The organism is Paraburkholderia sp. IMGN_8 (assembly GCF_038050405.1).
Lineage (GTDB): Bacteria > Pseudomonadota > Gammaproteobacteria > Burkholderiales > Burkholderiaceae > Paraburkholderia.
Genome location: NZ_CP150900.1, coordinates 4,101,702 through 4,125,050, shown reverse-complemented (window position 1 = coordinate 4,125,050; position 23,349 = coordinate 4,101,702). Strand labels below are relative to the sequence as shown.

Below are 23,349 nucleotides of genomic sequence, written 5' to 3'. Positions count from 1 at the left end.
GCGGTTCGATTGCGTGCGATTAGGTGCGTCTGTTTCGGTAGCGGACGAGCGGCGAGTCAGGGTAGAGCCGCCGGACTCAGGCGGCGTCGCGATACTGGGTCGGCCATGGGCGTGGCTTGACTTCGGCCAGCGCCTTGGCAATCGCCGCAATATGCTCCGGCGTCGTGCCGCAGCAGCCGCCGGCGATATTCACGAGACCTGCCTGTGCGAACTCCTTCAGCAATCCCGACGTATCAGCCGGCAATTCGTCGAAGCCTGTGTCGCTCATCGGATTCGGCAAACCGGCGTTCGGGTAGCACGACACGTAGGTGTCGCATAGCTTCGCCAGTTCGGCGATGTACGGACGCATCAACGCCGCGCCCAACGCGCAGTTCAGGCCGAATGTGAGCGGCTTGGCGTGACGCAGCGAATTCCAGAACGCTTCGACAGTCTGCCCCGACAGAATGCGGCCCGATGCGTCGGTGACGGTGCCCGAGATCATGATCGGCAGACGTTCGCCGGTGTCTTCGAAGAGTTCATCCAGCGCGAACAGCGCGGCCTTCGCATTGAGCGTGTCGAAGATCGTTTCGACGAGAAACAGATCGGCGCCGCCGTCGAGCAGCGCTTTCGCCTGTTCGTAGTACGCCGCGCGCAGTTCGTCGAAAGTCACGTTGCGCGCGCCGGGATCGTTCACATCAGGAGAAATGCTCGCTGTTTTCGGCGTCGGTCCGATCGCGCCGGCGACAAAGCGTGGCTTGTCCGGCGTCGAATACTTGTCGCAGGCGGCGCGCGCCAGCTTCGCCGATTCGAGGTTCATCTCGATCGCGAGGTCTTCCATCCCGTAGTCGGCCTGCGCGACCGTGGTGGCGCCGAAGGTATTGGTCTCGATGATGTCCGCGCCCGCCGCGAGATATTGCTCGTGGATCTCGCTGATGATCTGCGGCTGCGTGATCGACAGCAACTCGTTGTTGCCCTTGATGTCGCGGCCGTAATCCTTGAAGCGTTCGCCGCGGTAGCGGGCTTCGTCGAGCTTGTAGCGCTGGATCATCGTGCCCATCGCGCCGTCCAGGATCAGGATGCGCGACTTGAGCAGCGCGGGCAGCGCCGTGCCGCGCGTATAGGCGGCGTCAGGACGGACTGGCGAGGCGGTTTGAGCAGGCTGGTTCATGGCGGACGTGGGCTTGCGCCGGCTTTTTCGGGAAACCTGTCATTGTAGCCGCTACGGCGCGGTTCCGCCGGGCGCGGGCGGCGCAACCGCACTGGGTGCGGCGGGTTCGGCTGCCTGGCAACCAGAACGCATGAACATGCCCGAACACACAGGGAAACGAAACAATACGAAGAAAGAAAACGGCCCAGCGAGGCAAAAGCCTGCTGGGCCGTTCTATCGAAGCTGACCGTCTTGTTAAGGCCGCCGGGTAGGCCTGACGGCGCGGTCGATGTATGTCGCCAAATCGTTACGCCAAACCTTGAGGTTAGTGAAGAATCACCGGTTGATGCATCAGACTGTCGAACTGGCCGAGGAATTCGTCTACTTCGTCCAGCGACGGCTCCTCTTCGATCAGTTTTTGCACGTGCTCGCGAAAGCGCGCCGCCATTGCACCGTCAATGTAGATTTCGCGCTGCATGTTCTTGTCGACGATCTCGTAGCCACCGGACTTCATGGCCAGCGGACCTTCCTGCGGCGGAAACTCGACGACACAATAGTTGGGGCTGTTGTAGATCATTTGCATGGCGACACTCCTTATTTCCGTTGGCTCCTGGCCATTCCTGCGCCATAGGTGGAGCGTATGGTGTGGAATTCAAGGGGTGGGTCCGGATTGATGCTTGCAAAAGTTCCGAACCTACCGGTTAGACCGGCCTTTCAAGAAACGTTTCAAGCAGTGCGGCAAAACGGTGAGATTGCTCGATCGGCGCAAGATGAGCGGCTTCAAGCCGTTCGAACTGTGCGCCCTCGATGGCGTCTGCTATTGCCCGCATAGCAGCCGGTGGCGTGCCCGTGTCGTGGCGGCCCGCCACCGCGAGGGTGGGAAGATGCAACGCCCCCAGCTTACTGCGTACATCGAAATCGCGCAGGGCTTCGCACGCGAGAGCGTCGCCTTCTGACAACGTATGCGTGAGCACGTCGCGAATGTGCTCGACCGTTTCAGGACCCTGCAGGCATTCAGGGCTTTTCGGGCGGGTTGCTGGGATCGGTCGAATTGATCGGCGAAGTAGGCGGGGCTTCGGGCGTATCCGCCGGTGCAGAAGATGGCGTGGGGTTTGCCGAATTGTCAGGCGAACCGTTGCTGCTGTTGTCCGTGTTGCCGGCTGAGCCGCCGACGCTCGTAGCGTCGAGCTTGCCGCGCCACACCAGTTCGAATTGCGTGCCGTTCGGTTCGGTCTGCATGATTCGCGCAGGCAACCAGCCGAGCGACGGCGCGAGCCACACGTCGATGCGGCGCCGATCGCCGTCGTGGCGGGGCAGCCGTTTGAAATGGCGCGTATCGAGGTAGCCCTGCGCGGTGCGGATGGTCTCCTCGCCGATGGTCTCGACCGGCCAGTTCTCACCGCTGTCGCTATCGACGACGAAGAACTGCCGCGTCACGCCAGGCTGATACGCGCCGGGATCGCCGCGCACCAGGCTGGCGAGCTGCATCACCATGCTGAAGCGGTCTTGCGCGCCGTCGGGCAGCGGCAGCGTCGCCGGGGTGCGCGTGAACGCGACCTGTTTGGCGGCGCGATTGAAGATCGACACGTCTTCGGGCCGGCGGCCGCGCTTCTCGACATATTGCTCGGGGGCGAGGCCGAATGCGTCAATGCGGCCGCGGCTCGAATAGACAAACGTGCCAATGAACGGTAGCGGCACAGATACGACCATTTCATAGCTCTGGGCGTTGCTGGTCCAGTGGATCGTGCCTGGCTGGTTGCGCACGCCGTTGTAAAACGTGTCGTATTGCAGTTCGCCCGAAGGCGGGACGGAGAATTTCACGCCGGGTGAAGCTTGGGGCGCATTGGCGGCGGCGGGCGCGCTGGCCGTGCCGGCTGCGCTTGCATTGGCGCTACTTGCCGCGGCCGATGCGCTCGCTGCAGCCTCCGACGCAGCCTTAGGGGAAGCGTGCGCTTCTGTTCCGGGCTGCGTAGCGGTCAGTACATGTTCGCGCGGCTTGCTGGCGGCGGCCTTATGCGCTGGTGCTACCGGCTGCGGTTGCGGCGCGGCGCCGACAGGTTTGCGCTCGATGCGCTCGGGCGTCAGTAGCGCGACCTGCACGGGAATATGCTCCTTGTCCGATGCATTCAGCATCGCGCTGTTGTGCTCGACCCACTGCGCGGCGATCCAGTGCAGGACGGCTACCACGACCAGTACCGCAATCCAGCGCCACGTGCGCACACCGCGGCGCGCGGCGACAGGCTGCGTGCGATCGGAGCGGCGTGTGATGGACGGTGAGGACATCGGCGAGTGAGTTTTGGCAGGTGGGAGGTGACCGCAGTGGCTCAGCGCGGCGCCGCACTATACCCCAGCTCGTACGACAGCTTTTGCGCACACTCGCGCATCGCCGTATCGATCTCGCCGCCCCAACTGATATCGAACGCACCTTCATGGCCGAGCGCGATCAGGCCGAGCGCGAGATCGCCGGTCGAGTCGAACACCGGCATGCAGAATGCGTGGATAGTCGGCAGCAACATGCCTTCGACGCGTGCCGCTCCGTGTTGCCGCACGTCAGCCAATACCCGTTCGACTTCTTCCCGCGTGCGTGGTCCGCTGGTGTGCGCCGAGCGGCGCGAATCGGCCAGCTCGCGCTCCAGCATCGCAGCGGTCTTGCTGGGCGGCAGATAGGCGGCAAACAGCAGGCCGGTGGCGGAACTGAGCAGCGGCATCACGTCGCCGAGCTTGAGCGACGCCTTGGCCGGGTGGCTCGATTCCATCCAGTGAACCATCGTCGGCCCCTGATTGCCCCACACCGCGATGCCTACCGTCAGATCGAGCCGGTCGCGCAGTTCGGCAAGCGCAATGCGCGCCAGCTTCACGCCGTCGACACGCGCGAGCCGCGCGAGTCCCAATTGCAATGCGAAACCGCCCAGTTCGTAGCGGCCAGAAAGCGGATCCTGCGCGACCACGCCCAGGCGCAGAAAACTCACCAGATAGCGATGCGCCTTGGCCGGACTCATGCCGGCGCGCTGCGCCAGATCGCGTAGCATCATCGCGCGCGGTTCGTGGGTCAGCACGTCGAGCAGCCTGAAACCGACTTCGATCGACTGAATGCCAGAGCGCAGCTTTTCCTCGCCGGCCTCGACGGTTTCGTCGTCGGCGGAATCCGCGGATTCCGCGTGGTCGAGCGGTTCAGCTGGGGCGGCGTCGGTATGGATCGCGCCGGGGCGGGCAATTGGATGCATGAGCAGGGCGCACGGAGCGCGTTCAAAAGACAGTCGGAAAACGAGCAGGACAGCAGGGCCGCCGCGGCGGCGGCCGGGCAGCGGCGCTTGGGCCGCGGCGATTCACCATCGTAGAATAGATTCCCTCTATCGTCACTAACACGGCTCATTCCCCTATGAAACTTGCCACGCTGAAGGACGGCACGCGCGACGGCCAACTGATCGTCGTGTCCCGCGACCTGCACACCGCGGCGATTGCCGACGCGATCGCGCCCACGCTGCAGCGCGCGCTCGACGACTGGGCCTTCTATGCGCCGCAACTGCAGGACCTGTACGACTCGCTCAATCAGGGGCGCGCCCGCAACACCTTCCCGTTCGACGCGAAGGAATGCATGGCGCCGCTGCCGCGCGCATTCCAGTGGGCCGACGGTTCGTCGTACGTGAACCACGTCGAACTGGTGCGGCGCGCACGCGGCGCGGACATGCCGCCGGAATTCTGGACCGATCCGCTGATGTACCAGGGCGGCAGCGACGACTTCATCGGCCCGAAAGACGACGTGCTGTGCGCATCGGAAGAATTCGGCATCGACTTCGAAGCGGAAGTCGCGGTGATCACCGCCGACGTGCCGATGGGCGCCACGCCCGATCAGGCGCTCAAAGGCGTGCGCCTGATCACGCTGGTCAACGACGTCTCGCTGCGCAATCTGATCCCTGCCGAACTCGCGAAGGGTTTTGGCTTTTTCCAGAGCAAGCCGGCGAGCTCGTTCGCGCCGGTCGCCGTGACACCCGACGAACTCGGCGAACACTGGCGCGAAGGCCGCGTGCACCGGCCGATGATCGTCCACTGGAACGGCAAGAAGGTCGGCCAGCCGGACGCCGGCACCGACATGGTGTTCCACTTCGGCCAGTTGATCTCGCACGCGGCGAAAACGCGCAATCTGCGCGCCGGCGCGATCGTCGGGTCGGGCACGGTGTCGAACAAGGACGCGAAGCGCGGCTATTGCTGCATCGCCGAGAAGCGCTGCCTCGAAACCATCGAGCACGGCGCGCCGCAGACCGAGTTCATGAAATACGGCGATACGGTGAAGATCGAGATGTTCGACGAAGCGGGCAAGTCGATTTTCGGTGCGATCGACCAGGGCATCGCACCGCTGGATTGACGCACCGGATTTGTGCGGAATGCGGTGTCGGGGCGCCATCCGCGCAAGGTTCTCCGCACACGAAAGGGTTTCGCCCGATGCCGCCGCAAGAGCGCGCCGCTACACTGACTGGCGCGGTGGCGGCCCGGGGGTAGCCGGCCGCCGGTCCATTGCAGGACAGCCGCGGAGCAGCAGATAAGCAGCGCATCGGCAGTACGTCTGCTGGGCGTCAAAACGAAAAACCAACGGGAGAAGGCAGCATGCCGCGATTTGAGTCGACTGAGCCGGCGACCCGGCGTGCTCGCGCATCGAGCTTGCGTGCAACGAAACTGCAGCATCGGCTCGCCCGCCTTGCTGCCGTGCTGGGCGCGGCGTTGCCGGGCATCGTACTTGCGCAGGTGAAGATCGGCCTTGTGCTGTCGCTGACCGGGCCGGCCGCTTCGCTCGGTATTCCCGCGCGCGACACGGCCACGCTGCTGCCCAAACAGCTCGGCGGTCAGAAAGTCGAATACATCGTGCTCGACGATGCGTCCGACACCACACAGGCCGTGCAGGACACCAAGAAGCTGATTTCCGAAGATCACGTCGACGTGATCATTGGTTCGTCGATCACGCCGAATTCGCTCGCGATGATCGACGTGGTCGCTGACGGCGAAACGCCGATGATCTCACTGGCGTCGTCGGCGAAAATCATCGACCCGGTCGATGCGAAACGCCACTGGGTATTCAAGACCCCGCAAACCGACGCGATGATGGCGTCGGCGATTGCCGAACATGCCAGCGCGCGCGGCGTTAAAACGATCGCATTTATCGGCCAGGCCGACGCGCTCGGCGAGACGTTCTACACCGAGGTCGCGAAATTCGCGCAACTGCACCACGTCAACGTGGTGGCGAGCGAGCGTTTCAATCGCACCGATCCGAGCGTCACCGGTCAGGTCCTCAAGATCCTCGCGGCCAAACCCGATGCAGTGGTGGTGGGCGCGGCCGGCACGCCCGCCGCGTTGCCGCCGAAGACGCTCAGGGAGCGCGGCTTCAAAGGACTGATTTATCACAATCACGGCGTCGGCAATAACGACTTCCTGCGCGTGTGCGGCGCCGATTGCAACGGCACTTTCCTGCCCGCCAGTCCGGTGCTGGTCGCCGCGCAATTGCCGACGGACCATCCGGCCAAGCGTCTCGCGCTCGATTACATCGCGCGCTTCGAGGCACTGCGCGGGGCGGGCAGCGTGTCGGCGTTCGGCTCGTATACGTGGGACGCGGGCATGCTGCTCGGCAACGCGGTGCCGATCGCCCTGACACAGGCCGCGCCCGGCACGCCGGAATTTCGCCGCGCGCTGCGCGATGCGCTCGAAGCCACGCGCGCGCTCGCGAACACCAACGGCGTGGTCAACATGAGCGCAACCGATCACCTCGGGCTCGATCAGCGGGCGCGCGTCATGGTCGAGATCCTGAATGCCAAGTGGGTTTATCAGCCGCGCTGATGTTGCGCTTTACGAGCGCGGCTTTTTAACAGACATACCGATAGACGGATTGCTCACCATGTCTCAAGCACCACACAGCAACGATCCTTTTTATGCGCACTACCGGTCGCTCCAATTGCACCGCCATCCGCACGGCGTGCTGGAGATCGTGATGAGCGGCGAGGGCGCGAACAAGAGCGGGCTCGCGACGGCCGACGCGCGAATGCACTTCGAACTCGCCGAAATCTGGCGCGACATCGATCGGGACCCCAACACGCGCGTCGCGATCATTCGCGGCGAGGGCAAAGGCTTTTCAGCGGGTGGGGACCTGCAACTGGTCGAAGACATGGCGACCGATTTCGAGGTGCGCGCGCGGGTCTGGCGCGAGGCGCGGGATCTGGTCTACAACGTGATCAATTGCAGCAAGCCGATCGTCTCGGCGATGCACGGACCGGCGGTTGGCGCCGGGCTCGTGGCCGGCCTGCTCGCCGATATCTCGATCGCGACCAGGACGGCGCGCATCATCGACGGCCATACGCGGTTGGGCGTTGCCGCCGGCGATCACGCAGCAATCGTCTGGCCCCTGTTGTGCGGCATGGCGAAGGCGAAGTATTACCTGCTGCTGTGCGAGCCGGTGAGCGGCGCAGAGGCGGAGCGAATCGGGCTGGTGTCGCTGGCCGTCGATGAAAACGATCTGCGGCCGAAGGCATTCGAAGTCGCGCAAAAACTGGCCAGTGGTTCGCAAACGGCGATTCGCTGGACCAAGTACGCGTTGAACAACTGGCTGCGCTCGGCAGGGCCGGCGTTCGATACGTCGCTGGCGTTGGAATTCATGGGCTTTGCCGGGCCGGATGTGCGTGAAGGTGTGAGCTCGCTGCGTGAGCGGCGCGCGCCGGATTTCGGTGGCGCGGATCCGTGGAGCGGGCATTCGCCACAGGCGCCGCGCGGCGGCACATCGGGCGGTGAGCACTCCTGATGCCGGGTGTCGGCTCGTATCGCACGAGGCCAGGCCAGTCAGCACGCGAGGTACTGCGTGGAACGGGCCGAACAACAGGCTGGACAACAGACCAAAACCGGCCAGACAACGGCCTAAACGAAGCGCGGGCGCAGCGCAAAGCGCGGTATATGATCGAATCAGACGAGCGCGGGATGGCGCTACTTCCTTCCCTTTCTGCAGCGAGGCGACAAGCATGACCGATACACCTGGCTCCACGCCACCCTTTCCCGGCTTTCCCGGTTTTCCGCCCGCTGAAATGCTCGAGCACATGTGGGGCATGATGCGTCTTTCGCCGTTCGGCTCGGCCTTCTCCGGCGCGCAGCCTGCCGGCGGCCTCGGGCCATCGCTGTCGATGATGTCCGACATGATGGCGCCGCTCACCAACGTCGAAGAACTCGACAAGCGCATCACCGATATGCGTGCGGTCGAGCAATGGCTCAAGCTGAATCTGAGCATGCTGCAGTCCGCCATTCAGGCGCTCGAAGTGCAGCGCGCGACGCTCGCTACCCTGCGTGCGTTCGGCGCATTTGCTCAGTCGTCGATGTCGCAGCCGGCTTCGGCGGCGGCTGCGCCGGGTCCATCGCCGGCGACAGGCTGGCCGGATTCGGAGTCGTCGAACGCATCGGGTGCAGCGAGCGCCGGTTCGTCGGAAAGCGCCGAATCCGGCACCGACACTGCCGATACCGCCGCAACGCCGCCCTTCGACACCTCCGCCTGGTGGGATCTGCTGCAATCGCAATTCAACCAGATTGCCCAGTTCGCGATGACCCAACCGGGCGCCGCAAGCGCGGGCGCGGCGAGCGGGACCGCGGCGGCGTCGCGGGAAGAAGCGGAAGCGAACGAGCAAACGGCGTCGGCGAAAGCGGGTGGCGAGGCCGAAGCTGCGGCAAAACGTCCCGCGGCGAAACGGGCGCCGTCGTCCGCCAGGCGCGCAAGCAGTTCGACTGCCAGCCCGCGAGCGACAAAAAAGTCCATTTAGCAGGAATGAAACGGGCCGGCACGAGAGCCATACACAGGCGGCGCAAACGAACGTGAATTCGCCGCCTGTCACGATTTTGACCATGATCGCCGGTCACACTCGCTTAATTGCCGGTTTTATTGAGGCCGGTCAATCTGGCACTGGGATTGCGGCGCTAACCGCGCGGGTTCCGTAAAGTCAGCGTGCTATCATTGTGTAAGCTTTATTTGGCTTTTGGGCGTGCGCTGAAAAACAACCAATCCAGCCGCCCTTGCTCCATTCGCAGCCGGCACAACCGGCGTAGGGCTGGACGGTGCGGTTTTCATCGCGAACTGGCTCGACCTCAGGCACAGGGTATCCCTCACCCACGGTTGGCCGCGCAGCGCAAAACCTATGGTTGTCGCCGCTGTGCAAACGCCCAGGACTTCTTTGCTGCCAGGTGCATCTAGGCGGCCGATTACCGCGTAAAATTGAATGCTTGGCCGACAAACGGTGCGTTTCGTTCGTCGTAAGCAAAAGTGCTACACGTAAGTAGTAACAGACACAGACAGTATGCGCAGAACAGGGGTGGGACTATGAACACCATGCTTTATCCGGAACTTTATAAATCGCTCGAATCCGTTCGATGGGACATGGAGAAAGACATTCCCTGGGACAAGTTCGATGCATCGCTATTGACCGACGAGCAGGCCGCGACGATCAAGATGAATGCGATCACCGAATGGTCGGCGTTGCCCGCCACGGAAATGTTCCTGCGTGACAATCATCACGACAGCGATTTCTCCGCATTCATGAGCGTGTGGTTCTTCGAAGAACAGAAGCACTCGCTGGTGCTGATGGAGTATCTGCGCCGTTTCAAGCCGGAAATGTGCCCGACCGAAGAAGAACTGCACGCCGTGCGCTTCGAATTCGATCCGGCGCCGCCGCTCGAAACGCTGATGCTGCACTTCTGCGGCGAAATCCGCCTGAATCACTGGTATCGCCGCGCAGCCGAATGGCATACCGAGCCCGTCATCAAGGCCATCTACGAAACCATTTCGCGCGACGAAGCGCGGCATGGCGGCGCCTATCTGCGCTACATGAAGAAAGCGATGACGCAAACCGGCGACATCGCGCGTGCTGCGTTCGCGAAGATCGGCGTCTTGATGGCATCGGCGCGCCGCACTGAAAAGCCGCTGCACCCGACCAACCTGCACGTGAATCAGGCGCTGTTCCCGCGCGACACGATTCAATCGCGTCTGCCGGATCCGGAATGGCTGGAACGCTGGCTCGACGAGCAGATCCGTTTCGACGACGGCTGGGAAAAGAAGGTGGTCGAACGGATTCTGCACAATCTGTCGATTCTGTTCGAGCGCACGTTCAATACGGCGCAGGAATTGAATCGCTATCGCAAGGAAGTGGTCGCGAGGTTGCAGGCTGATCAGAAGTCGGCTGAACAGCCGGCTTGACGGTATTCCGGTTCGTTGGCGTTTACGCCGCGGGCTGGTTTGTTGGTTTTAAGAACGGCCCGGCAGGCGTGAGCTTGCTGGGCTGTTTTGCTTCATGCCGTTCGGCGTGTATCGTGGCGACACTTCTTTTTTTCTTTCTGACTCCGTCATGGCTGCTACTTTCGAACGCAAAATTTTTACGCGCGATGCGCTTGTTGGGCTTCGTACTTCTATGCCGGCGCCGGTTGTTTTTACCAACGGTGTGTTCGATATTCTGCATCGCGGACATGTGACTTATCTCGCTGATGCTAAGGCTCTCGGCGCTTGTCTCATCGTTGGCGTGAACAGCGATGCTTCTGTTCGCATGCTCGGGAAAGGAGATGATCGGCCTATCAATAATGAGGCTGATCGGATGGCCTTGCTCGCTGCCCTCGAGAGCGTCGATTATGTGGTTTGCTTTGGTGAGCAGACGCCCGTTGAGTTGATTTCGGCGCTGCGGCCGGATGTGCTCGTTAAGGGCGGTGATTACGATATGGATGCTTTGCCGGAGTCGGCGATTGTTCGGGGATGGGGTGGGAAGGCTTTGGCTATTCCCTTCGAGCATGAGCGGTCGACTACCGCGCTTTTGAAGAAGGTTCGGGCAAAAGAGTGAGGTTTGGTTTTTGCCTTTGGCGGCCGCATTGGTTGTTTGTCTGCGGTGTTGGCCTTTTCTTGAATTGTTATTGGTTTATTAGTGTTGCCCCTGTGCGGGGCGGCACCTACTTTTCTTTGTCCACCAAGTGGACTTCCTTCGGGGCGCCTGCCGCAAAGAAAAGTAGGCAAAAGAAAGCGGCTTTACACCGCTAATGCTAAGCGGGTCCCTCGCGCAGTCACGGTTGTGGTGCATCTGGAATCAGTGTTCTCGCGCACTCCGCGCTGGTGACAAGGCAGTCATTCTTCCGGCGGCGCTGCGCGCGCCGCAGCGGTACTTCCAACACCGTATGTGGCGTGTCTTTCTTGGCTGCTCTTTCGCTGCGCGTCGCTGACGTTGCTTCCGGCCGCTCGCGCGGCGGGCGGTGCTTCTCACGTCGCCTGGTGAGTGCTTCTCCGTGTCTGTTCTTTACTGCGGCAACGCCGACGCCGCAATCGGCGCCGTGGGCGCCGGGCCGCCCACGATCGCCTGGTCGGCGGCTTCGGCTGCTGTCACGGGCTTTATCTTCAACCACTCCGGATGAATCTGGCGGTTCAGGTGGTTCGGCTCGCGTCCGCCGGCTGTAGGCGTCGGGCCGAATACGCCGCGCATCGCGACGAATGCGAGCATGTTGGCAAGAAACAATATGGCTATCAGCCAGCGCAGCATCGTTAATATTCCCCGTCCAGAAGTTGAGCCGCCATTTATTTCTCTGGCCGCAGTTCAGGTGTCCCGCACCGTCGTGCTCTCGGCAGCAATCAGAGCAAGCCCAGATAGCACCAGCGAATCGTGGCGAGTATGCGGTACTTTCAGCGCACCTGCCACTTCGTCAGCCGCGCCTCCGCTAACCACCAGCCGCACCGGCACGCGCCACTCGTCCTGCAAGTCGCGCCACATCCGCTCGATCAATCCCGCTTGCGCCAACGTGCAGCCCGCAGACAACGAACGCGGGGTGTCAGTCTCGAAGAACGGGCCGCGGCGCTCGCCGGCAGGCGCGTCGCCATCGTTGAGCAGGCCGCGCGCGGCGTTGGCGTCGAGCGTCGGCAGTTGCGCAGTGTGCTCGCCCAATGAACGCATCATCAGCGTCCAGCCCGGTGCAATCAATCCGCCGACAAAGCAGCCGTCCGCACGCAACGCTTCCAGCGTGGTCGCCGTGCCGAAAGTCGCAATCAACAGATGCTCGCCCGGAAATGCCGCATGCGCGCCAATCAGGCCGGCCCAGCGGTCGCTGCCGAGCGCATGTGGCGTCGTGTAGCTATTGGTCACGCCGCATTGCTGCGCGCACGCGCGGATCGTTGTAAGCGGCAGCTGCGGCCAATGAGCGTCCAGCAACGCGCCGATCCGCGCTGCCACCGTCTCGCCTGCGACGTTCGATAACCATGCGCCGCCTGGCGTCGGCAAATTCGACCAGTCGGGTTGATCCGCGCCGCCATGCGCGAGGGCGCCGGTCGCGCTCTGCGTGCCGTCCTGCTGCACCAGCGCCCATTTGATGCGGCTATTGCCGGCGTCGATCAACAGATAAGGCGCGCCGCTCGTCATGCAGCACCGTCGGCCAGACGCAGCGAGACGTCGCCGGTCGCGATGGTCTGACGGCCCGAAGCCGTGTCGAGCAGCAACTGACCGCGTTCGTCGACGCCAGCCGCCACACCGCGCGCAAGTTCTTCGCCCTGCTCGAGCAGCACCACTTCGCGGCCCGCGTAAGCATGCACCGCGTTCCAGCGCGGCTGGAACGGTGCGAAGCCTTCGGCGCCGAAGCGCTGCAACGCCGGTTCGAGCGCGTTCAGTTCCGCGGCCAGCGTGTCGGTGAGGTTCGCGTTAGGCAGCGCGCGTTGCAGCGCGGTCGGCACCGTGCCGCGCGCCTGGGGCGGCACATCCGCGTTCAGCGCGCCGACCTTGGCGGCGAGTTCATCAGCGCCTTTCACGTTGGTGCCGATACCGATCACCACCGCGCTCGCTTCGTCGGTGCTCCACGCGGTTTCGATCAGGATGCCGGCCAGCTTGTCGCCTTCGAGCAGCACGTCGTTGGGCCACTTCAGCGCGATCTGGCCGGGGCCCGCTACCGGCAGCGAGCGCAGCCCGTCGACCAGCGCCACGCCAACGGCAAGGCTCAAGCCCGCCAGTCCTTCCAGCGGACGCAGCAGCACGCACGCCACTGAAAACAGCAGCGCATTGCCCGGCTCGGCGTACCAGGGCCGGCCACGGCGGCCGCGGCCGGCGGTTTGCAGATACGCGACCCGCACGATCGGCCGCGGCAGCGCGCCGGCTTTGCGCGGCAGCGCTTTGACGCGCGTCATGAGGTCGGCGTTGGTCGAGCCGGTTTCCTCGACGATTTCGATCGGCCAGTCGTGCGCATGCGGGCCGAACAACGCGACGGCGCGCTCACGGTCGATGCGCCAGTCATGTGTTGCAGCGGCTTGGGGTGGGGTCTTGGAGGCGTTCATGTTCATATTGTAGCGATAGCGAACACGGCGGGCCCAAGAGCACGATCCATCGTCCGCGCCTTCGCTACAATGGCCCTTAATCCGATAACCAGATTCCAGCGATCCTTGAACTACGACACTCCGCCCGGCCTTGAAGTCGCGGCAGGCAGCCAAGGCAAGATCGTCCGGCTCTCGGGCCAGTGGACGGCGCTTGCGCTCGCGCGCGACCGCTCCACCGGCCACGTGATTCCGCAGTTGCGCTCGCTGATCGGCGCCGAAGGCATCCGCCAGTGGGACCTGTCGCGCGTCGACCGGATGGACCACGTCGGCGGCCAGGCGCTGTGGCGCGTGTGGGGCCACAAGATGCCCGCCGACACTACGCTCACCGATACGCAACGCGACATCTTCGAACGCATCGCCCTGCTCGACACCGCGCGCGAAAAGGCCGAGCCGGTGGTCAAGTTCGATCCGTTCACGCGGCTCGGTCTGGGGATCTTCTCCTTCTTCGAGCATCTGTACGGCGGCGTCGCGATGTTTGGGCGCGTCGTGCTGGATCTGTTGGCGATCCTGCGCAATCCGAAGATCACGCCGTGGACCGAAATTTCCGCGAACGTTTACAACGCCGGCAGCAAGGCACTGCCGATCACCGCGCTGGTCGCGTTCCTGATCGGCATCGTGCTCAGCTATCTGTCCGCACAGCAACTGCGGCTTTTTGGCGCGAACCAGTACATCGTCAACATTCTTGGCTTGTCGGTGATTCGCGAACTAGGGCCGGTGTTGTCGGCGATTCTGGTGGCGGGCCGCTCGGGCTCGGCGATCACCGCGCAGATCGGCGTGATGCGTGTCACCGAAGAACTCGACGCGATGCGCGTGATGGGCATCCCGCACGGGCTGCGACTGATCTTGCCGCGGGTGGTCGCGCTCGGCGTGGCGATGCCGCTCCTCGTGATGTGGACCAACATCATCGCGTTGACCGGCGGCGCGCTCGCGGCGAAGATCGTGCTAGGCATCGACATGAACTACTTCGCGCGCGCATTGCCGAGCGTGGTGCCGGTCGCGAACTTGTGGATCGGCCTCGGCAAGGGCGTCGCGTTCGGCATGCTGATCGCGATCGTCGGCTGTCACTTCGGTTTTCGCATCAAAGCCAATTCGCAGAGTCTCGGCGAAGGCACGACGACCTCGGTGGTGACTTCGATCACCATCGTGATTCTCGCGGACGCGGTGTTCGCGATCCTCTTCCAGAACGTGGGGCTCGGATGATCGCGCCACTCACCCAGGCCGTGCGCGGCCAACCGATGCCCGAGATCGCCGAGCCGGTGATCGAGGTCATCGACATCACCAAGCGCTACGGCCGCAACATCGTGCACCAGCATCTGAACTTCGACGTGCGGCGCGGCGAGATCGTGTCGATTGTCGGCGGATCGGGCTCGGGCAAGACCACACTGGTGCGGCAGATTCTCGGGCTCGAAAAACCGTCGTCCGGCACGATCAAACTGTTCGGCGAAGACCTCGCGACGATTTCTCCCGAAACCGCGCTCCTGATGCGCAGCCGCTCCGGCATGCTGTTTCAGCGCGGCGCGCTGTTCTCGTCACTATCGGTGTTCGACAACATCGCGCAGCCGTTGCGCGAGCTCGGCAAGGTGCCCGAAGACCTGCTGCGCGACATCGTGATGCTCAAGCTCGAGATGGTCGGCCTGCCGTGCAAGCACGCGTCGAAGATGCCGTCGGCGCTGTCGGGCGGGATGATCAAGCGGGTGGGCATTGCGCGCGCGATCGCGCTCGAACCCGAACTGCTGTTCCTCGACGAGCCGACCGCCGGTCTCGATCCGCAGGCGTCCGATGAATTCGTCGAACTGATCGCCGCGCTGCATCGCGCGCTCGGACTGACGGTGGTGATGGTCACGCACGATCTCGACACGATGGTCGCGCTGTCCACCCGTGTGGCCGTGCTGGCCGATCGCAAGGTGCTGGTCGCCGCGCCGGTCGAAGAAGCGGCAGGCGTCGATCATCCGTTTATCCGCGAATATTTCCTCGGCCTGCGCGGGCGTCGCGCGCTGCAGGCGCTGCCGCCGGAACGCCGCGCGAAGCTGCCGCGCGCGGCGCTCGAACCGGCATCGTCCGAATTGCCGCTGTGAACCAGGGAACCTGAGAATGGAAAACAAATCATATGCCTTCTGGGCAGGGCTCTTCACAGTGATCTTGCTGGGTGCCATAGGGTTGGCGGCTTTTTTGTTCAACGTCGACCGTTCGGTGCGGGTGCCGTACGATCTGATTGCGCGTACCAACGTGACCGGGCTCTACACGGACGCCGCGGTGCGTTATCGCGGGCTCGACGTCGGCAAGGTGCAGTCGATCAAATTCGATCCGGCGCATCCGGGTCAGATCCTGATCCGCATCCTCGTCGACAAGCACGCGCCGATTACCCATTCGACTTTCGGCAGCCTGGGCCTCCAGGGCGTCACGGGTATTGCGTTCATCCAGCTGGACGACAGCGGGCGTGATCCGTCGCCGCTGTCGTCGTCGCCCAAGCAGGTGGCGCAATTGCCGATGCACCCGGGCTTGCTCGATCAGTTGCAGCAACGCGGCGACGTGCTGATACGCAAACTCGAAAAAGTCACCGACGACGTCGACAATCTGTTGTCGCCGGAAATGGTCAGCCAGTTGCAAGGCACTGCGGCCAGCATTCAGAAGGCCGCCGACGGCGTCGCCACGCTGACGCAGCAGATGGCGCCGGCGGCCGGCAAGCTGCCCGCCACGATCAACCAGCTGGATCGCACGCTGGCGTCGACGAATCAGCTGATCACCAGTCTGAATCGCCCGGACGGCCCGTTCGAGACCAATCTGAACAAGGTCGGAGCGGCGGCGCAGCAAGCGGGTGACGCGCTGGTGTCGATGGACAGTTCGATACAGGAGTTGTCGGCGCGCGTCGGTTACGACACGCTGCCGCGCGTCAATTCTCTCGCCGAAGACGTGCGCTCCGCAGCGCGTTCGGTGGACCGCGCGGCTGAGACGTTCAGCACCAACCCACGCAGCGTGCTGTTCGGCGCTCCGCAGGCGGCGCCCGGTCCAGGCGAAGCCGGTTTTGCGTGGCCCGCTGCCCGCGCCGCTGTGCCCGCCGCCAAATGAATTGAAGGTTTTGAAGAAGGAAGATGGTTATGTCACGCTCGATTCACCGATTGTTTTCCTCGCGCGCCGCGCTTGCGGTGCTGCTCGCGTTCGGTGTGCTGGCTGCGGGCTGCGCGGGCACGCCCGCGGCGATCGCGGATATCCGCTACGACCTCGGGCCGCCGAACCCGGCTGTTTCGGCCGGCACGCTGCCGCCGGTAAAAGTCCTCGATGTGAGCGCGCCCGACACGCTCGAGTCGGACAAGCTGATCTACCGGCTCAGCTACGCCGATGCGCGGCAGACGGCGTCGTACGCGAATAGTCACTGGACCATGGCGCCGTCACAGTTGCTCACTCAGCGTCTGCGCAGCGCGCTCAGTTCGCGCGGCACCGTGCTGACGGGAGCGGACGGCGTGCGCGCGCCGGTACTGAAGGTCGATTTGAGCGAGTTCGAGCAGGTCTTCGATAGCCAGTCGGAAAGTCACGCCGCGGTCACCGCGCGCGCTACGCTGACCCAAAGCGGCAAGGTGATCGGCCAGCGCACATTTATTGCGCGCGCGCCGTCCAGTTCGGCCGACGCCGCCGGCGGCGCGCAGGCGCTCGCCACCGCCAGCGACGACCTCGTCGCGCAGATCAGCGCATGGCTCGGCGTGCAGGCGCTGGTCGCCGCGCAATGACGGGCTTGCAGCGCACGCGACGGAGCGCTGCATGAGCATAAAACCCTGGGCGCGCCGTCCGTCGGCGCTCGCCCGGCAGGCGCTGGGGCTGTACGCGGCGCTGATCGTCTACGGTTCGTGGTACCCGTTTTCCGGCTGGCGTTCGCTCGGCCTCGGTCCGTTCGACTATCTGTTCGATCCCATGCCGCAGTATCTGACGGCGTTCGACGTCGTCACCAACGTGCTCGGCTACATGCCGTTCGGCGCGCTGGTGGTGCTCGCGCTCTATCCGCGCTGGCGCGGCACGTTGGCGGTCGGGCTCGCGTTTGTGCTCGGCGGCTTGCTGTCAGGCGTGATGGAAGCCGTCCAGACCTATCTGCCGACGCGCGTCGCCTCCAACCTCGATCTGGCCGCCAATGCGCTCGGCGCGCTGCTCGGCGCGGCGATAGTGTCGCCGGCCACCGGCGCGTTGCTCGATCGCGGCTTGCTGCGCCGCGCGCGGCTGCTGTGGTTCGAGCGCGATAGCGCCGCGCTCGCGTGTCTCGTCGCGTTGTGGCCGTTCGCGACGATGTACCCGGCACCGCGCCTCTTCGGGTTCGGCAACTGGCCGCGCGCGCTGTGGCTGAGCTTCGATTCGACCACTCAAGATGCGTTGCGCGCATGGACGCCGCCCGGCTGGCACGTCGGCGCGTGGCCGATGATGGCCGCCGCCTGGCTACCCGACGACGGCTGGGAAGCCGTCATCACGACGCTCAATCTGTTCGCCGCGCTCGTGCTGGCGTCGCTGTCGATCCTCCGCCACGCGCCGCGCGTGCGCCTGTTGACCGCATTTGTCGTTACGACCTTGTGCGTCAAGGCTGGCGCGACGTTTCTGCAATCGCAATCGGGCCTCGCGTTCAACTGGGCGACACCCGGCGCGCTAGCGGGTCTCGCATGCGGCACGGCCGCGGCGCTGCTCGCACTGCGGCTGCGGCGCCGCACGCGCGCGGCGCTCGCGGCCTGTGCGCTGACGATCGTGCTGGTGTTCGTCAATCTGCTGCCGGTGAATCCGTATTTCGATGTGGTGCTGGCCGACTGGCGGCAGGGGCGTTATCTGCACTTCAATGGCCTTGCGCAATGGCTTGCGTGGGTCTGGCCGTATGCGGCGCTGGTGTGGCTGGCGTTTCTGGTCGAGCGTGTGTGGCTCAAGCGGCGCTTGAGCCTTAGGCAGTGATGCGATGCGCCGTGGGTGAGGCGAGGTGACCAATACCCCGAACGCGCCATTCAACCGGTGAGCCGCTGAGCGGCCGCCGATGAGCGACCCCGAGCCCCGCTCGCTATAATCGACCGCACAACAGGCGCGCCGCAGCGCGCCCAGCGCCGTTCCCCACTCTTAAAGCCTCGCCCCCGGACACCATGGACTCCTTCTACAAGTACCACGTCTTCTTCTGCCTCAATCAGCGCGAACCCGGCGCGGAGCGCCCGAGCTGTGCGAACTGCAACGCGCAGGCGATGCAGGAGCATGCGAAAAAGCGAGTAAAGCAACTCGGCCTCGCCGGCCCCGGCCAGGTGCGGATCAACAAGGCAGGCTGTCTGGATCGCTGCGAGCTCGGTCCGACAGTCGTCGTTTATCCGGAAGGCGTCTGGTACACGTATGTCGACGAGAGCGACATCGACGAAATCGTCGATTCGCATCTTGCGAACGGCAAGATTGTCGAGCGTCTGAAGATCGATCAATAAGCCGCGCCATGAACGTACATACGAAGAAATATCTGATCGACGGCCCGGTCGGCAAAATCGAGGTCGCGCTGGACCTGCCCGACGAAACCCGCGAGAACGGCGCCGCGCCGCGCGGGATCGCGCTGGTTGCGCACCCGCATCCGCTGTTCGGCGGCACGATGGACAACAAGGTCGCGCAAACGCTGGCGCGCACGCTTGTGCAGTTGAACTACGTGACCTATCGCTCGAATTTTCGCGGCGTGGGCGAAACGCAAGGCGAGCATGACAACGGCATTGGCGAGCGCGACGATCTGCGCGCGGTGCTCGACCATATGCGCGCTGAAGCGGGGCAGGGCGATCTGCCCCTTGTACTCGCGGGCTTCTCGTTCGGCACCTTCGTGTTGTCGCATGTGGCTGCGAAGCTGCGCGAAGAAGGTCAGGAGATCGAGCGGATGGTGTTCGTCGGCACCGCGGCGAGCCGTTGGGAAGTCGCGCCCGTGCCGGAAAACACGCTTGTAATTCACGGCGAAACCGATGAGACGGTTCCCATTCAATCGGTCTACGACTGGGCGCGGCCACAGGAGTTGCCGGTTGTCGTGATTCCGGGAGCGGAGCATTTTCTGCATCGCAAGCTGCATATTCTGAAGCGGATCATCGTCGACGCGTGGCGATGAGTGGTGCGCGGCGCGTGTTTTCCGGGGTACAGGTACGCGCAAACGGAAATTAATCGCCGCCCATTGGGCAAAGTTACCAGGATAGCGCGCGTATAATGAGCGCTCTTTTTTGGGCGCAGCACAGCTCACCCGGCAGTTCGCGCGACGCGTAGCACCATGCGCGCGCAGCGGTGCCGGATGCGGGCGTGCTGCGCGAACCGATCGCGTGGCCGGAGGTCCAACGGGCGCCGCGCCGTGTTTTACACGGCCAGACGCTCGCCGACCGGCTCTTCCAAACTACGCGCCCTGCGCGCGATGCATTTTTCTGCACGAATCGACCCTATGCGTTTTTCCACCTCCGGCCGCACGTTATTCCCCACAGTTGCTTCCTTCGTTCCCCATACGCTTAGCCGTGCTGTGACCCTCGGCATCGTGTTGCCGGCAACGCTCGTTGCCGGCACGGCGTTCGCGCAAGTGCCGTCGCCGGCGGTGAACGCGCGTTCGTGGGTGCTCGTCGACGCGACCAGCAATCAGGTGCTCGCGTCCGGCAATGCCGACGAGCGCGTCGAACCGGCATCGCTGACCAAGCTGATGACCGCGTATCTCGTCTTCGAAGCACTGCAGACGAAGAAGATCACGATGGAACAGACGGTGATGCCGAGCGAAGGGGTGCGCCGCGTGCGCACGGACGAATCGCGCATGTTCATCGAAGCGAACAAGCCGGTGACCGTGCACGATCTGGTCTACGGCATGATCGTCCAGTCGGGCAACGACGCGGCGATCGCGCTGGCCGAACTGGTCGGCGGCAGCGAGGCGCAGTTCGTCAACATGATGAACACCGAAGCCCAGCGCCTGGGCATGAAGAACACGCATTTCGCCGACGTGAACGGCATGCCCGACCCGCAGCACTACACGACCGCGGGCGACCTCGCGATCCTGTCGGCACGTCTGATTCGTGATTTCCCCGACTACTACAACATCTTCTCGGTCAAGGAATTCACGTACAACAAGATCAAGCAGCCGAACCGCAATCGTCTGCTGTGGATCGATCCGTCGGTGGACGGTCTGAAGACCGGTCACACGCAAGCCGCCGGTTACTGCCTGATCGCGAGCGCCAGGCGTCCGCTGCCGGGCGCGAACGACGCGTCGCGCCGTCTCGTTTCGGTGATGATGGGCGAGGTCAAGGAACACGACCGCGTGCAGGACAGCCTGAAGATGCTGAACTACGGCTACACCGCGTATGACACGGTGCGTCTGTACAAGGCGGCACAGGTAGTCGGCACGCCGCGTGTCTACAAGGGCGCGCAGGACACCGTGCAGATCGGCGTGAAGGGCGATCAGTACATCACCGTGCCGAAGGGCATGGGCGACAAGGTGAAGCCGCAGGTCGAGCAGATCGATCCGCTGATCGCACCGATCGCTAACGGTCAGCAGGTCGGCACCGTGAAGCTGGTCGCCGACGGCAAGGTGCTGGCGCAATTCCCGGTGGTCGCATTGCAAGCCGTGCCGCAAGCCGGCGTGGTGGGCCGCGTGTGGGATTCGTTGATGTTGATGTTCAACAAGAAGAAGTAAGAGCCTGACCCAGATGACCGCTGTTTCCGATGTTCCGCTCGACCCGATTGTCTATCTGAACGGCGAGCTGGTGCCGGTAGCCGAGGCACGCGTGCCGGTTCTCGACCGCGGATTTATCTTCGGCGACGGCATTTACGAAGTCGCGCCGCTGTATGCGCACGCCGGCGGCCGCACGCCGTTTCGCTTCGCGCAGCATCTGGCGCGTCTCGCGCGTTCGCTCGACAAGATCGGTATCGTCAATCCGTTCGACGACGCCGGCTGGCGTGCGCTGATCGAGCGCGTGGTCGCGGCCAATGAAGCTGACGCCGGCTTGCGCGCGGATCAGGACGCGATCGCTTACGTTCAGGTGACGCGCGGGGTCGCGAAACGCGGTCATGCATTTCCGGCCGGCATCCAGCCGACCGTATTCGTGATGGTCAGTCCGCTGAACTTGCCGGACGCCGCGCAGCGCGCGCAAGGCGTGCGTTGCGTGAGCGCCGAAGACCGTCGCTGGCTGAATTGCGACATCAAATCGGTGTCGCTGCTCGGCAATGTGCTGATGGCGCAGTACGCGGCTGAAAATGGCGCGTTCGAAACGATCCAGTTTCGTGACGGCATGCTGACTGAAGGTTCGTCGTCGAATATCTGGATGGTGAAGGACGGCGTGTTGTCCGCCCCGCCGCGCAGCCACAAGATTCTCGAAGGTATTCGCTACGGCTTGATCGAGGAATTGACGAGCGAATGCGGCATCCGCTTCGAGCCTCGCGAGATCGCCGAAGCCGAACTGCGCGCGGCCGACGAGATTCTGGCCAGCTCAGCCACCAAGGAAGTGCTGCCGGTCACGCAACTCGATGGTCAGCCGGTTGGCGACGGCAAGCCGGGCGCGGTGTATGCGGCGCTATACGCGGCCTATCAGCGTGCCAAGGCGAAGGAAGCGCAAGAGGCGCAGCAAGGAGTAGAGAATGAGTCCCGAGAACGAGTCACTGTTTGAGTTTCCCTGCGATTTCCCGATCAAGGTCATGGGCAAATCGCATCCCGAGTTCGCCGAAACGATTGTCTCGGTGGTTCGGCAGTTCGATAGCGAAGTCGACGGCACGCGGGTCGAAACGCGGCCGTCCAGCGGCGGCAATTACACCGGTTTGACGGTAACGGTGCGTGCAACGAGCCGCGCGCATCTCGACGACATCTATCGCGCCCTCACCGGGCATCCGATGGTGAAAGTGGTGCTTTGACGTCAGGCGATTTTGATTGCACTCAAGGCGTGGCGCGCAATGCGTCCGCCGCGTGATCGGAGCTTGCCGCGGGTCCCGCCGCGCAAGCCCGGTCGAAAAGCTGTTTGAACCGTCCCACTTCGTCGAATACCCAATCGCGGAATGCTTTGACACGCGCGGTTTCGAGCATTTGCGGCGGGCAGATGAAGTAGTACTGCCACGGGCTCGGTCCATCCACATCGAATAGCCGCACGAGGCGGCCCGCTGCGATCTCGTGCATCGCCAGCGAGCGGCGCGTGAGCGCGACCCCTTGGCCGTCGATGGCAGCCTGCAGCAAATTCGACGAATCCTGGTACAACACCCCGCGCTTCGGCTCCGGCCAGTCGGTGAGGCCGGCAGCGTCGAACCAGGGGCGCCAGAGTTCGTCGTCGGAACGCAGCAGCGGGACTTTGGCCAGATCGGCGGGAGTTTGCGGCAGCTTGCCGCCGTTGAAATTCGGCGCGCAGGCCGGAAAGAAGATCTCCTCCAGCAGTAACTCCGCGTGCAACCCTGAATATTTGCCGAAGCCGAAGCGGATCGCCACGTCGACGTCGTCGCGCGCGAAGTCCGTCAGTGCGTTGGTGGACAGCAGTTCGAGGTCCCACTGCGGATGCGCCTCGATAAAGCTGCCGATCCGCGGCGTCACCCAGCGCGCCGCGAACGACGACAGCATCGACACGACCAGGCGCCGCTCGCGGTCGCCGGCGCGGATTTCGCGGGTGGCGTCGACGAGCGCCATCAGCGCGGCGCGGACGTGCGTCGCATAGCGCCGGCCAGTCTCGGTGAGCCGCACGCGTTTGCCGTCGCGGGCGAACAGCGTGACGCCCAGCTCCGCTTCCAGCGCCCGGATCTGGTGGCTGACGGCGCCGTGCGTGACGAACAGTTCGTCGGCCGCGCGCGAGAAGCTCTCGTGGCGGGCGGCGGCTTCGAAAGCCTTGATGGCGTTCAGTGGGGGCAATTGCCGGAGGTCCATCGCAATATTTCTCACATAGAGGTGAAAATAGATCGTTTTGCGTAAACCCTTGGTACGCCTACG

Annotated in this window: 24 protein-coding genes and 1 pseudogene; 16 read left to right on the top strand and 9 right to left on the bottom strand. The window is 63.9% G+C overall.

What is annotated here, in order from left to right; all coding sequences use genetic code 11:
• Positions 1-76: 76 nt before the first annotated feature.
• The 5 genes and pseudogenes from WN982_RS18775 to WN982_RS18755 all read right to left on the bottom strand — a co-directional run bounded on the left by WN982_RS18775 (position 77) and on the right by WN982_RS18755 (position 4,350).
• Positions 77-1,147, bottom strand: a complete 1,071-nt coding sequence (locus tag WN982_RS18775) for a homocysteine S-methyltransferase family protein (RefSeq protein ID WP_341313401.1) — start codon at positions 1,145-1,147, stop codon at positions 77-79.
• Between the two features lie 304 nt (positions 1,148-1,451).
• Positions 1,452-1,709 (bottom strand): DUF3567 domain-containing protein, encoded by a 258-nt coding sequence (locus WN982_RS18770; protein WP_007179533.1) that lies wholly within the window; start codon positions 1,707-1,709, stop codon positions 1,452-1,454.
• A 118-nt stretch (positions 1,710-1,827) separates the two neighbouring features.
• Positions 1,828-2,127: pseudogene (locus WN982_RS18765) on the bottom strand (3-oxoadipate enol-lactonase); the annotation flags it as partial.
• Between the two features lie 13 nt (positions 2,128-2,140).
• Complete coding sequence (locus WN982_RS18760; RefSeq protein WP_341313400.1) at positions 2,141-3,409, bottom strand: DUF3108 domain-containing protein; 1,269 nt, start codon at positions 3,407-3,409, stop codon at positions 2,141-2,143.
• Between the two features lie 41 nt (positions 3,410-3,450).
• A complete protein-coding gene (locus tag WN982_RS18755) occupies positions 3,451-4,350 on the bottom strand; it encodes an IclR family transcriptional regulator (protein ID WP_341313399.1) in 900 nt (299 codons plus the stop codon).
• A gap of 155 nt (positions 4,351-4,505) precedes the next feature.
• Between WN982_RS18755 and WN982_RS18750 the strand changes: the two genes are divergently transcribed.
• From WN982_RS18750 to rfaE2, 6 genes are all read left to right on the top strand, one after another.
• The gene (locus WN982_RS18750) at positions 4,506-5,489 is read left to right on the top strand and encodes a fumarylacetoacetate hydrolase family protein (protein ID WP_341313398.1); all 984 of its coding nucleotides are present in this window, start codon (positions 4,506-4,508) and stop codon (positions 5,487-5,489) included.
• A gap of 239 nt (positions 5,490-5,728) precedes the next feature.
• Positions 5,729-6,949 carry an ABC transporter substrate-binding protein gene (locus WN982_RS18745; protein ID WP_341313397.1) on the top strand — a complete coding sequence of 407 codons (1,221 nt, stop codon included), beginning with the start codon at positions 5,729-5,731 and terminating at the stop codon, positions 6,947-6,949.
• A 58-nt stretch (positions 6,950-7,007) separates the two neighbouring features.
• A complete protein-coding gene (locus tag WN982_RS18740; RefSeq protein ID WP_341313396.1) occupies positions 7,008-7,904 on the top strand; it encodes an enoyl-CoA hydratase/isomerase family protein in 897 nt (298 codons plus the stop codon).
• A gap of 214 nt (positions 7,905-8,118) precedes the next feature.
• The gene (locus WN982_RS18735) at positions 8,119-8,904 is read left to right on the top strand and encodes a PhaM family polyhydroxyalkanoate granule multifunctional regulatory protein (protein WP_341313395.1); all 786 of its coding nucleotides are present in this window, start codon (positions 8,119-8,121) and stop codon (positions 8,902-8,904) included.
• Between the two features lie 554 nt (positions 8,905-9,458).
• Complete coding sequence (locus tag WN982_RS18730) at positions 9,459-10,331, top strand: ferritin-like domain-containing protein (protein WP_172171086.1); 873 nt, start codon at positions 9,459-9,461, stop codon at positions 10,329-10,331.
• A 148-nt stretch (positions 10,332-10,479) separates the two neighbouring features.
• Entirely contained in the window at positions 10,480-10,962 is a 483-nt protein-coding gene (gene rfaE2, locus WN982_RS18725) for a D-glycero-beta-D-manno-heptose 1-phosphate adenylyltransferase (RefSeq protein WP_341315841.1), read from the top strand.
• Between the two features lie 447 nt (positions 10,963-11,409).
• On the opposite strand, the gene WN982_RS18720 is transcribed toward rfaE2, so the two are convergent.
• Genes WN982_RS18720 through WN982_RS18710 form a run of 3 tightly spaced genes read right to left on the bottom strand, consistent with a single transcriptional unit; the run spans position 11,410 to position 13,421 of the window.
• Positions 11,410-11,649, bottom strand: coding sequence for a hypothetical protein (locus WN982_RS18720; RefSeq protein ID WP_341313394.1), 240 nt, complete (start codon positions 11,647-11,649; stop codon positions 11,410-11,412).
• A 54-nt stretch (positions 11,650-11,703) separates the two neighbouring features.
• Positions 11,704-12,519: a type III pantothenate kinase gene (locus tag WN982_RS18715; RefSeq protein WP_341313393.1), complete on the bottom strand. Its 816-nt coding sequence runs from the start codon at positions 12,517-12,519 to the stop codon at positions 11,704-11,706.
• Positions 12,516-13,421: a biotin--[acetyl-CoA-carboxylase] ligase gene (locus WN982_RS18710; RefSeq protein WP_341313392.1), complete on the bottom strand. Its 906-nt coding sequence runs from the start codon at positions 13,419-13,421 to the stop codon at positions 12,516-12,518. Before WN982_RS18710 ends, WN982_RS18715 begins: the two co-directional genes overlap by 4 nt.
• 105 nt (positions 13,422-13,526) lie before the next feature.
• Here WN982_RS18710 and WN982_RS18705 point away from each other — a divergent pair, with 105 nt between their 5' ends.
• The 10 genes from WN982_RS18705 (at position 13,527) to WN982_RS18660 (ending at position 22,295) form a co-directional block, all read left to right on the top strand.
• Complete coding sequence (locus WN982_RS18705) at positions 13,527-14,660, top strand: ABC transporter permease (RefSeq protein ID WP_341313391.1); 1,134 nt, start codon at positions 13,527-13,529, stop codon at positions 14,658-14,660.
• Complete coding sequence (locus tag WN982_RS18700) at positions 14,657-15,535, top strand: ATP-binding cassette domain-containing protein (protein WP_341313390.1); 879 nt, start codon at positions 14,657-14,659, stop codon at positions 15,533-15,535. Before WN982_RS18705 ends, WN982_RS18700 begins: the two co-directional genes overlap by 4 nt.
• A 16-nt stretch (positions 15,536-15,551) precedes the next feature.
• Positions 15,552-16,526, top strand: coding sequence for an MlaD family protein (locus WN982_RS18695; RefSeq protein ID WP_341313389.1), 975 nt, complete (start codon positions 15,552-15,554; stop codon positions 16,524-16,526).
• 29 nt (positions 16,527-16,555) lie between these two features.
• Positions 16,556-17,182 (top strand): ABC-type transport auxiliary lipoprotein family protein, encoded by a 627-nt coding sequence (locus WN982_RS18690; RefSeq protein ID WP_341313388.1) that lies wholly within the window; start codon positions 16,556-16,558, stop codon positions 17,180-17,182.
• Between the two features lie 31 nt (positions 17,183-17,213).
• Positions 17,214-18,374 (top strand): VanZ family protein, encoded by a 1,161-nt coding sequence (locus WN982_RS18685; RefSeq protein WP_341313387.1) that lies wholly within the window; start codon positions 17,214-17,216, stop codon positions 18,372-18,374.
• Between the two features lie 182 nt (positions 18,375-18,556).
• Entirely contained in the window at positions 18,557-18,880 is a 324-nt protein-coding gene (locus tag WN982_RS18680) for a ferredoxin (RefSeq protein ID WP_115099488.1), read from the top strand.
• An 8-nt stretch (positions 18,881-18,888) separates the two neighbouring features.
• Positions 18,889-19,533 carry an alpha/beta hydrolase gene (locus WN982_RS18675; protein WP_341313386.1) on the top strand — a complete coding sequence of 215 codons (645 nt, stop codon included), beginning with the start codon at positions 18,889-18,891 and terminating at the stop codon, positions 19,531-19,533.
• Positions 19,534-19,854: 321 nt separating this feature from the next.
• Entirely contained in the window at positions 19,855-21,084 is a 1,230-nt protein-coding gene (locus WN982_RS18670; protein ID WP_341313385.1) for a D-alanyl-D-alanine carboxypeptidase family protein, read from the top strand.
• 13 nt (positions 21,085-21,097) lie between these two features.
• Positions 21,098-22,054: a D-amino acid aminotransferase gene (locus tag WN982_RS18665; protein WP_341313384.1), complete on the top strand. Its 957-nt coding sequence runs from the start codon at positions 21,098-21,100 to the stop codon at positions 22,052-22,054.
• On the top strand, positions 22,026-22,295 hold the full coding sequence (locus tag WN982_RS18660; RefSeq protein ID WP_341313383.1) for a DUF493 family protein: 270 nt from the start codon (positions 22,026-22,028) through the stop codon (positions 22,293-22,295). Before WN982_RS18665 ends, WN982_RS18660 begins: the two co-directional genes overlap by 29 nt.
• 22 nt (positions 22,296-22,317) lie before the next feature.
• On the opposite strand, the gene WN982_RS18655 is transcribed toward WN982_RS18660, so the two are convergent.
• The gene (locus WN982_RS18655; RefSeq protein ID WP_341313382.1) at positions 22,318-23,286 is read right to left on the bottom strand and encodes a transcriptional regulator GcvA; all 969 of its coding nucleotides are present in this window, start codon (positions 23,284-23,286) and stop codon (positions 22,318-22,320) included.
• Positions 23,287-23,349: the final 63 nt, after the last annotated feature.